Genomic DNA, 12,940 nt, shown 5'->3' on the forward strand with positions numbered 1-12,940 from the left:
CTGGCCTGATCGGCGCGCCAGACCTCGCGCTCAATGAGGCTTCGCGTCGCGCAGCAGCCGCGCGGTGTGCAGCGCGATCATCCCTTCTTCATCGGTGCGGGTCGCGAATACCGGCACGCGACTCTCGCGTGCGGCCACGCGCTCCTTGCCGGCGTCGTTGGCCGCCGCATCGAGCACGATGCCGAATAGCGGCGCGAGGCGCTCGCACACCTGCGCACGAATCTGCGGCGCATGTTCGCCAATGCCCGCTGTGAACACCAGCGCATCGAGCCCGCCGAGCACCACCGCGAGCTTGCCCACTTCCTGCGCGATCCTGTACGTGTAGAAGTCGATGGCGAGCTTCGCCTGCGCACTGTCGCTCGCGAGCAGATCGCGCATGTCGCTGCTCAGGCCCGATAGCCCCTTGAGCCCCGAGTCGTGATACAGCAGCTTCTGGATCTCGTCGTGGCCCATGCCGTGCTCCAGCATCCACAGCACCGCGCCCGCGTCGAGCGCGCCGCAACGCGTGCCCATCGGCAGGCCGTCGAGCGCGGTGAGGCCCATCGTCGTTTCCACGCTCTGGCCGTCCTTCATCGCGCACAGGCTCGCGCCGTTGCCGAGATGCGCGACCACCACGCGCCCGCGTGCGATATCGGGCGCGACCGCATGCAGATGGTGCGCGATGTACTCGTACGAGAGGCCGTGAAAGCCGTATCGGCGGATGCCTTCCTCGTAGTAGTGATAGGGTAGCGCGAAGAGCTGCGCCATGATGTCGTTGCCCGCATGAAACGCCGTGTCGAAGCAGGCCACCTGCGGCAACTCCGGCGCGGCGACGCGCACCGCGCGGATCGCCGCGAGGTTGTGCGGCTGATGCAGCGGCGCGAGCGGCGTGAGCGCGTCGAGCGCTTCGATCACCTTGTCGTCGATGAGCGTGGCGTCCTTGAAATGCGCGCCGCCATGCACGACACGATGGCCGATCGCGGCGGGCGGCGTGTCGCGCAAACCCACGGCGAGCACGAGGCGCAGCAGGCGGAACGCGGCGTCGTGATCGGCGACCTGGGCCACGGGAAATTTTTCGTCGACGATCAGGCGTCCATCGGCCATATGCGCTTCCACGCGCGGCGCCACGCCGATGCCTTCGATCTGGCCGCCCGCGCCATGAATCGCGCGCGCGCCGCCTGCGCGTATGCCGCCTTCCACATGCGGATCGTCGATCACCCGATACACCGAACACTTGATGCTCGACGACCCGGCGTTGACGACCAGCACGATCTGGCCTTCGTTTTGGGCGGCTGAAGCGCTTTGCGCATGGATCTCGCGAGGCAGGTCGGCGCTCATTTACAGCACCTCCGCGTTCTGGCGCGCGCGCCGCGCATGAGCGAGCAGCACGGCGATCGCGCAACTGCCGATGCGCGAGCGCACGGTGTCGGCCCGGCTCGTGAGGATGATGGGCACGCGCGCGCCCAGCACGATGCCAGCCGCTTCCGCGCCCGCAAGAAAGGTGAGCTGCTTGGCGAGCATATTGCCCGCTTCGAGGTCGGGCACGAGCAGGATGTCGGGGTCGCCCGCGACCGGCGAGTGGATGCCCTTGATGCGCGCCGCTTCGGCGCTGATGGCGTTGTCGAAGGCGAGCGGCCCGTCGAGCAGGCCGCCTACGATCTGGCCTCGGTCGGCCATCTTGCACAGCGCAGCGGCTTCGATCGTCGAGGGCATCTTGTCGGAGACCGTTTCGACTGCCGCGAGGATCGCCACCTTCGGCGTGGCGATGCCGAGCGCCTGCACGAGGTCGATTGCGTTGCGCACGATGTCGGCCTTGTCGGCGAGCTTGGGGAAGATGTTGACGGCGGCGTCGGTGATGAAGAGCGGCTTGTGGTACGTGGGCACGTCCATCGCGAACACGTGCGAGAGGCGGCGCTCCGTGCGCAGGCCATTGGACCCCGAGGCCACTTCGTGCAGCAACTCGTCGGTGTGCAGGCTGCCCTTCATGAGCAGTTCGGCCTCGCCCGAACGCACCGCGAGCACGGCGCGCTCGGCGGAGGCGTGACTGTGCGGCGCATCGACGATCACCACATTGTCGAGCGAGAGGTTCGCTTCCTGCGCGACGGAACGGATCTTCTCTTCCGGGCCGACGAGGATCGGCGAAATCAGGCCGAGGTTGGCGGCGTCCAGTGCGCCCGTGAGCGACGAGACGTCGCAGGGATGCGCCACCGCCGTGGGCACCGGGGGAAGGCCGGCGCAGCGCGTCAGCAGGACCGAGTATTTGTCGGGCGTTGCAGTCATTTCAGGCTCCACGCAAAGCAGGCTTGAACACGAAGTCGACCACGCAAAGGCCCCGGCGGCAGGCACGCTAGCCGCCTCCAGGACCGCGCCACTACGCGGTCATGTTGCGCCGCGCAAAGCGCCAATAGTGTATGCCAGCGCGCGCGGCGCAGCGCGTAAAGTGCGCGCCGCGCGTCGTCCGCATGCATCGCGCATGATCGCCTGCCCGCGCTGCGTGGGCCATGCAGCAAAGCGCCGCGCGCGTCTGCGTGTTTCTGTCACGTCGTCTTCACGGCGCGGGGCGATCATGAAGCGGCAGCGCGATCCGGCCCGCCTTGACTTTCGGCGAGGCGCTGCCTAGATTGGACTTTTGCAGTGCAGCATGACTGCCGTGCGCGCTCGCCTGTTGCACGGCGCGCGCCGCACATGCTGCATGACACCGGAGCGGCTCTCCCCGATCGGCGTGATCGGGCAGACGGGCCGCACTGCCCGCGCCGCCGCACTCCACGTGGCCGCGCGCGCCTCGTTAAAGGAGATTCGTGTCGTGGCAGTTTCCACCCTCTCGCCTGCATCCTCGCCCGCAACCTCGTCGACTTCCGCTGATCCGGCGTCCCCGTTCTGGCCCCTCTGGCCGCTCTCGTCCCTCCCCGCATTCCAGACGCTGCCACCGTTCCAGCCCATCGCCAACGCGTTCGCGGAGTCGGCCGAAGCTGCGCAATCCGCGTTCAGCAACGCCTGGCAGTCGGCCCACTCGGCCTTGACGCATGCCGCCGCGCCGTTCAGCGGATTTGCGCCGACGCGCGAACCTTCGGCCTGGGCCAGCCTGCCTGCCGCGCCGAAGCTGCCCGCGGCCGCGCCCGCCGCAATCCAGCCGCTGTTCGACTACCTGTTCGACGCGTGGCAGCGCAGCGTGCTGTTCCTCGACGTGTTGCGCGAACGCGGCAATCAGACCTATATGCACGAAAAGGCCGGCATGCCGCCGGTGCTCGCGTTCGAATACGATGTGATCGTCGATGGCCGCGAGCTGGACGACCCGTGCAATTACGCACTCCTGCGCATCAAGCCCGAACCCGGCGTGCAGACCGATGCGCGTATGCGTCCGTTCGTCGTGATCGATCCGCGCGCGGGCCACGGCCCCGGCATTGCGGGCTTCAAGATGGACAGCGAAGTGGGTATCGCGTTGCGCAAGGGCCATCCGTGCTACTTCGTGACCTTCTTCCCGGTGCCGACTGAAACGCAGACGATCGAATCGGTCGGCAAGGCCGAAGCCGTGTTTCTGCGGAAGGTGCGCGAACTGCACGCCGAATCCGATGGACTGCCCTTCGTGATCGGCAACTGCCAGGGCGGCTGGGCCGCGGCGCTGCTCGCGGCATCCGCGCCTTCGCTGGTCGGCCCGCTCATGCTCGCCGGCTCGCCGCTCTCGTACTGGGCTGGCGTGCGCGGCAAGAACCCGATGCGTTACTCGGGCGGCATGCTGGGCGGTTCGTGGGCGTCGTCGCTGGCCGCCGATCTGGGCGACGGTCACTTCGACGGCGCGTATCTCGTGCAGAACTTCGAGAACCTGAATCCGGCCAACACGTTCTGGGGCAAGCTCTATGGCCTCTACGCGAAGGTCGATACGGAGCGTGAGCGCTTCCTGGAGTTCGAGCGCTGGTGGGGCGGTCACTTCCAGCTCAACCGCGCCGAAATCGACTGGATCGTGCAGAACCTGTTCGTTGGCAATCACCTCACGCGCAACGAGGTGTACGCGAAGAACGCGCGTGCGCCGGTGGACCTGCGCAATATCCGCACGCCGATCATCGTGCTGGCTTCATGGGGCGACAACATCACGCCGCCGCAACAGGCGCTCAACTGGATTCCCGATCTCTACGCGAGCGTGGACGAGATCGTCGCCAACGAGCAGGTGATCGTGTATTGCCTGCACGACAAGGTGGGGCACCTGGGTATCTTCGTTTCGGCGAGTGTGGCGAATAAGGAGCACACCGAACTATTTTCCGCGCTCGACCTGATCGACGTGCTGCCGCCGGGCCTCTACGAAGCGAAGATCACCGACTCGACGCCGGAAGCGGGACGGCTGGAAGCGCTCGAAGGGCGCTATGAGATCCGCTTCGAGCGCCGCACAATCGACGACGTGCTGGCGCTCGACGACGGTCGCGACGACGAACAGCCGTTCGAAGTCGTGCGCCGTTTTGCCGAAAACAATCAGCGCATCTACGATCTGTATGTCTCGCCGCTCGTGCGCGCGTCGAGCAACGCGCTCACGGCGCATGTGTTGCGCGAGACGCATCCGTCGCGCGTGGAGCGCAGCATGTTCAGCGATGCGAACCCGGCGCTGGGCGTCTTGCCTGCGATCGCCGAGGCGGTGCGCACGCATCGCAAACCTGCGGCACCCGACAATCCGTTCACGCTGATCGAAAAGCAGGTATCGGCCACGATCGAAGGCGCGTGGGACGCGTACCGCGATGCGCGTGACGCGTGGGTCGAGCGGACCTTCTACAGTCTCTACACGGCGCCGTGGGTTCAGGCGTGGGTGGGCGTTGCGCCCAACACGCCGCTCGATCCGATTGCGCCGCCGCTCAGCGCGCTGCGCAAGGAACTGGCGCAGACGCGTTTGCGCGCGGCGCGCGCGCATCTGCACACGGGCACGCTCGTCGATGCCTTCATGCGCATCACGGCCTACCTCGCCGACGAAATGCACGTCGTGCAGTACCGGCCGTTCCAGCGCATGCGCGAACTGGCGCGCGAGTATATGGGCGACAAGCAGCCGAGTATCGCCGAGCTCAAGGACGCGGCGCGCCGCCAGGGCGCGATCGTGCAGCTCGACCCGGCTGCCGCGATCGAGGCGCTGCCCCAACTCGTGCCGGATCAACGCACGCGTCATACGTTGCTTGCGGTGGTGTATCAGGTTGCGACCGCTTACGGGCCGCTGGAAGGCGGGCGTGCTGAGCGCTTCGCCGAAGTGCAGCGCGTGCTGGGGCTGAAGCCTGGCAGCGAGAAGGAAGCGTTGCCGCCGCCGCCGGGAAGTGGCGGTGCGGGTGGTGCAGGCGGTGGTGCGGGCGGTGCAGGTGGAAAGCCGGACGCAGGATCGCAAACGGCATCGAGCGGCACGCAGAGCGCTGCATCGGCGCCTTCAGCCTCGGCAGCGCACGTCGAGGCGCCGGTCGCAACGCCCGCCGTCACGCCCGCGCGTCCTCGTGCGAAGGCTGTGAAGACGACGAAAGCCTCCGCCGTAGCAGCGACGCCTACGCCCCTGGAAAAGCCCAAGCGCGCGGCGCGCCCGGCCTCGAAGGTGAAGGCGGCCGCCGCGGCTGCGGCGCATGCGGTGGATGCGCCCGTGGCGAAAGCCCCCGCGACAAAGGCCTCCGCTGCGCGCGGGGCGCGCGCCACGAGCACGCCGTCGGCTACGCGTACGGCGCGACCCACGGCGGCGCGTCGCCGGGCTTCGCGCGCAGGGGAGTAAGCCGCCACGCAGCACGGGTAGCATGGGCAGCGACACGCAACAGCATCGTTCGCGCGGGCAGCGTCATACATGAGAAACACGACAAGCCGGAACCTGAGAGAAAACGCCCCGCGCGGTAGGTGCCAAAGTCCATGCCGCAGTTCATGCAAGTGCCATCACTCATCGTCAACGAGGTAAGCCATGCAGACACCACCCGACCGCCCGCTCGCCGGTATGCGCGCCCTCGTGACCGGCGTGGCGAATGCCGAATCGATCGCCTACGGTTGCGCGCGCGCGTTCGCAGAACTCGGCGCGGAACTCGCGCTCACCTATCTCAACGACAAGGCCAAACCTTACGTCGAACCGCTCGCCAATGAACTCGACGCGACGATGCTGCTGCCGCTGAACGTGGAGGACGATGCGCAGCTCGATGCCGTATTCGAATCCGTGCGCGATCGCTGGGGCTCGGTCGACATCGTGCTGCACTCGATCGCTTATGCCCCGAAAGCCGATCTGCAAGGCGGTCTGCTCGAATCATCTGCGCAAGGGTTTGCCTATGCGATGGACGTGTCGTGCCATTCATTCATTCGGATGGCTAAGCGATCCGTGCCGCTGATGCCGCGCGGCGGCACGTTGTTCGCGATGAGTTATGACGGTGCGAATCGCGTCGTGCCGAACTACAACCTGATGGGGCCGGTGAAGGCGGCGCTCGAAGCATCATGCCGCTATCTGGCCTACGAACTCGGGCCGTTGGGCATTCGCGTGCACGCGGTTTCGCCGGGGCCGCTCAAGACGCGCGCGGCTTCCGGGTTGCCCGACTTCGACCGCATGCTTGCCGATGCCGTCGATCGCGCGCCGCTCGGCGAACTGGTCGACATCATGGATGTCGGCTACGCCACCGCCTATCTGGCGACGCGCTACGCACGCCGCCTGACCGGCAACACGGTCTATGTGGACGGCGGCGCGCACATCATGGCGTAAGGTTTCAACTCACGCCGTCTGCTGATTAGCGGCGATAGCCGTAATCGTCATGGCGATCGTCCCAGCGACGGTCGCCACCCCAACGATGATCGTCCCAATGGCGTTCGCGCCATTGACGCTCGTGCCAGCGGCGTTCTTCCCAGCGTCGATCGTCGTGCCAGTCCACATAGGTCGGCGCAGGCGCCGCATACATCGGCGCGGGCGCACCGATGGCGAGACCGACGGATACACCGGCCATTGCACTTTGCGAAATGGCGAAAATCGTTGCGCCTGCACCCAATGCGGCGATGAGTTTCTTGTTCATTCGAGCCTCCTGGCGTTCGATCAAGGAATGGTTCCAATCTAGCCCGGGCTGTCTCGCTCTGAATTACGAATCTGCAACAATGATCTCGACCTGAATCAATTCAGTAAGAGAAGAGTGGTGCCTCGATATTCGATAAAACCCCGCAAATAAAGGGGGAAATGTCATTTGATGGAAGTTTTCAGGGCGCAATGAACGACGCAAATTTTTGCGTATTGCGGAATGGCGTTACGTTCGGCTTTCATGCATAAACGGCAATAACCCGTAAATAATCGTAATAACTTGCGGGCTAACTGTAACCTGTGTAACGGTCAAAAACCCTAGACTCCCGCTTTACTGTGATGCGAGGCCGCCGGCTTCGCTTCGTTGCAAGGCAGAGTAATGATTATCGAAGGCAACGCCATCCATTCGTCGAGCGCGCGCAGCGCTGGGCAGAATGTTGCGCGAGCAACGATTTCGCCGGTAAGGCGTGCCGGCAACACGTTTTTCAAACTGCTGTATCGCTATACGCATACGCGCGCGTGGCGGCACAACGAACGCCTCGCGCATGGTGTGGCGCTCGAGCGCGACGAAGCCGGGCGGCTCTCTGGCATGCGAATTCGCGGCCGCAGACTCGCGTGCGTAAACGGCCTGCTCACGCCGGCGCCAGAAGGCCTCGATATCGCGCGTGAATGCCATCTGATTGCCACGGGTCCCTCCGTCAACGCCATCGACTACCGCGCGCTACCCATGCAGCGCGTGCTCGGCGTGAACGGCGCGATCGCGCTGGCCGGTCAGCAGGGCGTACGCTTCGATTACTACTGCATTGTCGATACGGGCTTCGTGCGCAACCGGCCCGACCTGGTCGAGCGCGTGATCGGCGAGCCGCTCACGTTGTTCGCCACGCCGCTCGTGCTCTGGCATATCGCCGAGCGCTTCGGCATCGAGCGTATCCGTTGCCGCGTGTTCATCCTCGACGACATGTTGTTTCCCGCGGGTCGTCGCGCCCCGTTGCCGCGTGAGTTGCGCGCGCTCTACGACACACGCGCGCTCGCGCTGTTCGACGCCCCGCAGCCGCTTGGCTTCAGTCTCGATGTGCGGCGTGGCGTGTTCGACGGCCGCACCGTCGCCTACGCGGGATTGCAGGTGCTCGCGGCGCTGGGTTTCAAGCGGCTCTACCTGCATGGCGTCGATTTGCAGGCCGCGAAGCGCACGCCGCGCTTTTACGAATCGACGTCGGACATGCAGCCGAGCTATCTCGACGACAACTTCGCTGACTTTATCGAGCCGTCGTTTCGCCATGCCGCCGCTCTGCTCGCGCGCCGTGGTATCGATGTATGCAACCTGTCGCTGGATAGCGCGCTGGGCGACGATATTTTCCCCAAGCTGCACTGGCAGTCGCTCGCGCACCCCGTTGCGCGTACGAAGGATGCCGGGCGCTCGCCGGTCGGCGCCTCGGTGCGCGAACCTGTGCGCGAATCGGCGTTGGCGTTCGCCTGAGCGTCGCACGTTCACGCGTGAGGCATGCGCGGACCTGGAGTGAAGGGCCGGCTGAAACGGCCGCGAAATCGTCGAACGCAAACGCAAAAAAAGCCGAGGCATACCCCGGCTTTTTCCTTTTCGGCAAGCTGCGCTTACTGCACCGTCACCGCGCCGAAGTTCTGGCGACCGAACGGGCTCACCTGATAGCCGCTCACCGTGGTGCGCGTGATGGCCGAAGCGGTCGGATAACCGAGCGGAATCCACAGCGCCTGATCGTGAATGATCTTTTGCGCAGCGTCGTAGAGCTTCACGCGTTTGGCCTGATCGGTCGTGGCCTTGCCTTCGGCGATCAGCTTGTCGAGCTGCGGATCGCAGAAGCGCGCGAAGTTGATGCCCGACTGCACGGCATTGCAGCTAAAGAGCGGCGAAAGATAGTTGTCCGGATCGCCGTTGTCGCCGGCCCAGCCCATGAAGAGCGTGTCGTGCTGGCCCTGCTTGGCTTCCTTGATCAGCTCGCCCCACTCGATCACCTTGATCTCCGCCTTCACGCCGATCTTCGCGAAATCGGCCTGCAGCAGCTCCGCGCCCGCGCGCGGGTTCGGATTGAGCACGCTGCCGTTCGGACGCACCCAGATGGTCGTCGAGAAGCCGTTGGCGACACCCGCTTCGGCGAGCAGTTGCTTCGCGCGCGCGACGTCATGCGGATACGCCTGGATCGACTTGTCGTAGCCCCAGGTGGTGGGCGGCCACGGGTTGGTCGCGGCCGTCGCCGTGTTGTCGAACACGGTCTTCAGATAGGTCGTGCGGTCGAAGGCGAGGTTCAGCGCCTGGCGCACCTTCGGGTTGTCGAGCGGTTTCTTCTGCGTATTGAGCGCGACGAAGGCGGTCATGAAGGCGGGCGTCTGCACGACCTTGAGCGACTTGTCGGCTTTGGCGTCGGCCACGTCCTGCGGCTTGGGCGAGAGCGCGATCTGGCATTCGCCGGCCTTGACCTTCTGCGCGCGCACGGTGGCGTCGGGCGTGATGGCGTAGATCAGGCGGTCGACCTTCGGCTTCGGCCCCCAGTAGGCTGTGTTCACGTCGTAGCGGATCACCGCGTCCTTCGTGTAGCTCTTGAGCGCGAAGGGGCCGGTGCCCACGGGTTTGGCGTTCAGGTCGACCTGTTTGCCGGCCTTGAGCAACTGATCGGCGTACTCGGCCGAATAGATCGAAGCGAAGCCCATCGAGAGGATGGACAGGAAGGTGGCATTCGGCTCGTTGAGCTCGAACTTGACCGTGTTCGCGTCGACCTTCGTAATCGACTTCACGAGCTTCGCGAGGCCCATCGACTGTGCATGCGGGAAGCCGCTCGCGCCCGCCACCTTGTGCCACGGGTTGTTCTCGTCGAGCATGCGCTCGAAGGTGAAGACGACGTCGTCGGCGTTCAGCGTGCGGGTGGGCTTGAACCATTCCGTGGTCTGGAACGCCACGTTCGGGCGCAGATGGAAGGTGTAGGTCAGGCCGTCGCTGCTCACGTCCCACGACTGCGCGAGCGAGGGCACGACTTTCTTCTGGGCTTCGTCGTAGGCGACCAGCGCGTTGAAGATCACATCGGCGGATGCGTTGGTCGTCACGAGCGAGTTGAACTGCACGACGTCGAAGCCGTCCGGGCTCGATTCCGTGCAGACCGTAAGCGGTTTCGCGAGCGCAGGCGTGGCCGCGCAGGCGAGCGCCGCGCACAGCGCGGCGGCGAGCACGGGAGCGGGCGAGGTGAAGCGCATGGGATCTCCGATGGTGCGATGGCCGGGGTCGGCAGGGTGGGTCGGTCTGGGGCCGTGGCGCGCGAGGCGAAAGCAGCGCACCGCGCACGGGGCCCGATCGGGGCAAGCTTATCGAAGGGAAATTGCCCAGACAACAATTTAATCGACATACCCATATGGGGTGCGATCCGGGCGTGCTGGAGGTCAAGGCGCGCACGGCCTTGAGGTATGGCAGGAAATGACGCGCGGCGCATGAGTCTGCGCCGCGGGTGAGGTCAGTGCTCGGCGGTGCGCGGCTTGCGCGGTGCGCGCACGAACGCGCGGTCGTAGAGCCAGCGCGGCAGGGCGCCGAGCAGCGTCGCGACCACGCGCATCGGCCACGGAAACACCGCGAAGGTGGTGCCGCGTGCGATGGCGTCGGCGGTGCGCGCGGCGAAGCGGTCAGCGTCCATCAGGAACGGCATGCGGTACGGGTTCTTCGCCGTCATCGGCGTGCGGATGTAGCCGGGCGCGATCGTCACGACGGGCACGTTGAACGGCCGCATCTCGACGCGCAGCGCTTCGAGATAGGCGAACGCCGCCGCCTTCGAGGCGCTGTACGCGCCCGAGCCCGGCAGGCCGCGCACGCCCGCCACACTCGCGATACCCACGAGCGTGCCGCGCCGCGCCTCGGCCATCGCCTGGGCGAAGGGCTCGAAGGTGGCGACCATGCCGAAATAATTGGTGTCCATCACGTCGCGGAACGTCGCGAGGTCGCCGTGCCCGGTGAGCGCGCCGCGGCTCACGCCGGCATTGGCGATCACCACGTCGGGCATGCCGTGCTCCGCCACGAAGGCGAGGGCGGCGGCGGCGAGCGCATCGGCGTCGCGCACGTCGGCGGGATAGAGCGAGATGGGGTGTTGCGGATGGGCTGCGCGAAACGCCTCCAGGGCGTCCGTGCGGCGTGCGACCAGCCCGAGGATGGCACCGCGCCGCACGTACTCGGCGGCGAGGGCGGCGCCGATGCCGCTCGACGCGCCGGTGATGAAGACCTTCAGCGGTTGAGTCATACCGGCGCGTGCGCTCACATCTTCTTCGCGCGGATCTGCGAAATGATGTAGTCCATCACTTGCAGCGTGGCCGGGTCGGCCTTGTCTTCGGACACCTGCATCAGCGCCGGGCCCGTTTCATACTTGCCCTGGATCGCGATGGTCGGCACGCCGTCGATCTTGTACGCGTCGAGCAGGCCCTTGTCGCGCTGGAGCGCGCTCTGCGTCGAGAACGAGTTGTACGCGTCCATGTACTTCTTCGTATCGACGCCTTGCGTGGCGAGGAACTTGGCCTGGTCTTCCGGCGTGAGCAGGTAGTTCTTGTTCACGTGGATTTCATGGAACACGGCCGGCGTGAGCTTCTGCGCGAGGCCCAGCGCGTCGAGCGCGTAGTACATCTTCGAGTGCGGCACGAAGTCGTCGCGGAACGCCACCGGCACGCGCTTGAACACGACGTCCGGGCCTTGCTTGGCGATCCAGCTTTCGAGGAACGGGTCGAGCGCGTTGCAGTGCGGGCAGCCGTACCAGAAGAACTCGATCACCTGGATCTTGCCCGCGGGCACGTCGAGCGGCTGGGCGCTCTTGAGCACCGTGTATTCCTTGCCGGCGACGGGCGCGGCCGGCGATGCGTGCGCCGCGCCGGCGAGCATCGTGAGCGAGAGCAGGAGCGTTCCGAGAAGTCGATTCATAGCGTGTTATTCCAGTGAACGGGGCCGGCGGCATCCGGCCAGATTGCACGCCGGCGCGCGGCGTACGAGTGTTGCGGTTTGTGACCGACGCGCGCGGTGCGCGCGTCGCCTGGCGTTTCGCGATTGCAGCTGATTACTGCTTCGTGAAACGGATGACGGCAGTGTCGATCCCGGCATCTGACAGACGCTGACGGGTCGAGTTCATGTCGTCGAATTTCGAGAACGGGCCGATGCGCACGCGGAAGTACGTGACGCCGCCTGCATCGCGCTGCGTGACCTTCGATTCGAAGCCCTGGAACGCGAGGCGCGCACGTTGTTGCTCGGCGTCGCCCGAGGTCTTGTACGCGCCGACTTGCAGGAAGTAGCCGGTGTTGGCGTCGCCGGCCGTGGGCGCAGCCGAGCCCGGTTGCGCGGGCTTGGCGGCCGGCGGGGCGGTATTCGGCGTGTTGGGCGTCTTGATCGGCTGGTTGTTGGCGAACTGCTGGAGCGCCAGATTCGCCTGGCTCGACGGTTGCGGCTTTTTCGCGATCGTCGGGCTGTTCTCGTTCGTGGCGGGCTTCGGCGCGACGGCGACGCCGTTGTTCGCACCCGCGTTGGCGTTGGCGTTGCTGTTCGCGGCCGTGCCGTTGTCGCCGGCGTTGCCGTTGTTAGCGTTCGCGTTGCCCGACGGCGGCACCTCGACGATCTGCGGCTCTTCGAGCATGCCCGACGACTGCGACTGGTTCGTGGTCTGGCCCGGCGCCGTGTTCGGCGGCGTGCTCTGCGCGGCCTGCGGCGTCACAGGCTGGCCCGGCGACTTGCCCTGCAGCGGGCGATTCGGATCGTACTGCTCGCTCTGGCTCGCGTCGGAGGCAGTCGGCGGCGCGACTTTCGAGACGAACGGCGTGGGCGAGCGCGTGATGTAAAGCGCCACCACCACGGCGATCGCAAGGCCGACAATCAGGCCCAGCACGACACCGAGAAACGTCCCCCCGGTCTGTTTCGACTGCTGTTTTGTAGTGCGGCGTGCTTTTGCAATCGCTTGTGCCATCGTCTGAATCACCTGCAAACAAGAGTATTCCGGA

Annotated in this window: 10 protein-coding genes; 3 read left to right on the top strand and 7 right to left on the bottom strand. The window is 65.9% G+C overall.

Going from position 1 to position 12,940, the window contains the following annotated elements; all coding sequences use genetic code 11:
* Positions 1-30: 30 nt before the first annotated feature.
* Complete coding sequence (locus U5782_RS10840; protein WP_322043805.1) at positions 31-1,317, bottom strand: acetate/propionate family kinase; 1,287 nt, start codon at positions 1,315-1,317, stop codon at positions 31-33.
* Positions 1,318-2,259 (bottom strand): bifunctional enoyl-CoA hydratase/phosphate acetyltransferase, encoded by a 942-nt coding sequence (locus U5782_RS10845; protein WP_322043806.1) that lies wholly within the window; start codon positions 2,257-2,259, stop codon positions 1,318-1,320. It abuts the gene before it with no gap.
* Positions 2,260-2,782: 523 nt separating this feature from the next.
* On the opposite strand from U5782_RS10845, the gene U5782_RS10850 reads away from it, so the two are divergent.
* The gene (locus tag U5782_RS10850) at positions 2,783-5,698 is read left to right on the top strand and encodes a DUF3141 domain-containing protein (protein ID WP_322043807.1); all 2,916 of its coding nucleotides are present in this window, start codon (positions 2,783-2,785) and stop codon (positions 5,696-5,698) included.
* Positions 5,699-5,878: 180 nt separating this feature from the next.
* A complete protein-coding gene (gene fabI / locus U5782_RS10855; protein ID WP_322043808.1) occupies positions 5,879-6,658 on the top strand; it encodes an enoyl-ACP reductase FabI in 780 nt (259 codons plus the stop codon).
* 25 nt (positions 6,659-6,683) lie between these two features.
* On the opposite strand, the gene U5782_RS10860 is transcribed toward fabI, so the two are convergent.
* Positions 6,684-6,962 carry a hypothetical protein gene (locus U5782_RS10860; RefSeq protein WP_322043809.1) on the bottom strand — a complete coding sequence of 93 codons (279 nt, stop codon included), beginning with the start codon at positions 6,960-6,962 and terminating at the stop codon, positions 6,684-6,686.
* Between the two features lie 378 nt (positions 6,963-7,340).
* On the opposite strand from U5782_RS10860, the gene U5782_RS10865 reads away from it, so the two are divergent.
* A complete protein-coding gene (locus tag U5782_RS10865) occupies positions 7,341-8,438 on the top strand; it encodes a hypothetical protein (RefSeq protein ID WP_322043810.1) in 1,098 nt (365 codons plus the stop codon).
* Between the two features lie 134 nt (positions 8,439-8,572).
* On the opposite strand, the gene U5782_RS10870 is transcribed toward U5782_RS10865, so the two are convergent.
* The 4 genes from U5782_RS10870 to U5782_RS10885 form a co-directional block, all read right to left on the bottom strand.
* On the bottom strand, positions 8,573-10,180 hold the full coding sequence (locus tag U5782_RS10870; RefSeq protein ID WP_322043811.1) for an ABC transporter substrate-binding protein: 1,608 nt from the start codon (positions 10,178-10,180) through the stop codon (positions 8,573-8,575).
* Between the two features lie 254 nt (positions 10,181-10,434).
* A complete protein-coding gene (locus U5782_RS10875; protein WP_322043812.1) occupies positions 10,435-11,208 on the bottom strand; it encodes an SDR family oxidoreductase in 774 nt (257 codons plus the stop codon).
* A 14-nt stretch (positions 11,209-11,222) separates the two neighbouring features.
* Positions 11,223-11,876, bottom strand: coding sequence for a thiol:disulfide interchange protein DsbA/DsbL (locus U5782_RS10880; RefSeq protein WP_322043813.1), 654 nt, complete (start codon positions 11,874-11,876; stop codon positions 11,223-11,225).
* Positions 11,877-12,009: 133 nt separating this feature from the next.
* Positions 12,010-12,906, bottom strand: coding sequence for an SPOR domain-containing protein (locus U5782_RS10885; protein WP_322043814.1), 897 nt, complete (start codon positions 12,904-12,906; stop codon positions 12,010-12,012).
* Between the last annotated feature and the right edge of the window lie 34 nt (positions 12,907-12,940).

The sequence above is a fragment of the Paraburkholderia sp. J67 genome, assembly GCF_905220265.1.
GTDB lineage: Bacteria > Pseudomonadota > Gammaproteobacteria > Burkholderiales > Burkholderiaceae > Paraburkholderia.

Coding starts and splice junctions, on each gene's coding strand:
- U5782_RS10840 (WP_322043805.1), bottom strand. CDS start 1,317: ATGAGCGCCGACCTGCCTCGCGAGATCCATGCGCAAAGCGCTTCAGCC.
- U5782_RS10845 (WP_322043806.1), bottom strand. CDS start 2,259: ATGACTGCAACGCCCGACAAATACTCGGTCCTGCTGACGCGCTGCGCC.
- fabI (WP_322043808.1), top strand. CDS start 5,879: ATGCAGACACCACCCGACCGCCCGCTCGCCGGTATGCGCGCCCTCGTG.
- U5782_RS10860 (WP_322043809.1), bottom strand. CDS start 6,962: ATGAACAAGAAACTCATCGCCGCATTGGGTGCAGGCGCAACGATTTTC.
- U5782_RS10865 (WP_322043810.1), top strand. CDS start 7,341: ATGATTATCGAAGGCAACGCCATCCATTCGTCGAGCGCGCGCAGCGCT.
- U5782_RS10870 (WP_322043811.1), bottom strand. CDS start 10,180: ATGCGCTTCACCTCGCCCGCTCCCGTGCTCGCCGCCGCGCTGTGCGCG.
- U5782_RS10875 (WP_322043812.1), bottom strand. CDS start 11,208: ATGACTCAACCGCTGAAGGTCTTCATCACCGGCGCGTCGAGCGGCATC.
- U5782_RS10880 (WP_322043813.1), bottom strand. CDS start 11,876: ATGAATCGACTTCTCGGAACGCTCCTGCTCTCGCTCACGATGCTCGCC.
- U5782_RS10885 (WP_322043814.1), bottom strand. CDS start 12,906: ATGGCACAAGCGATTGCAAAAGCACGCCGCACTACAAAACAGCAGTCG.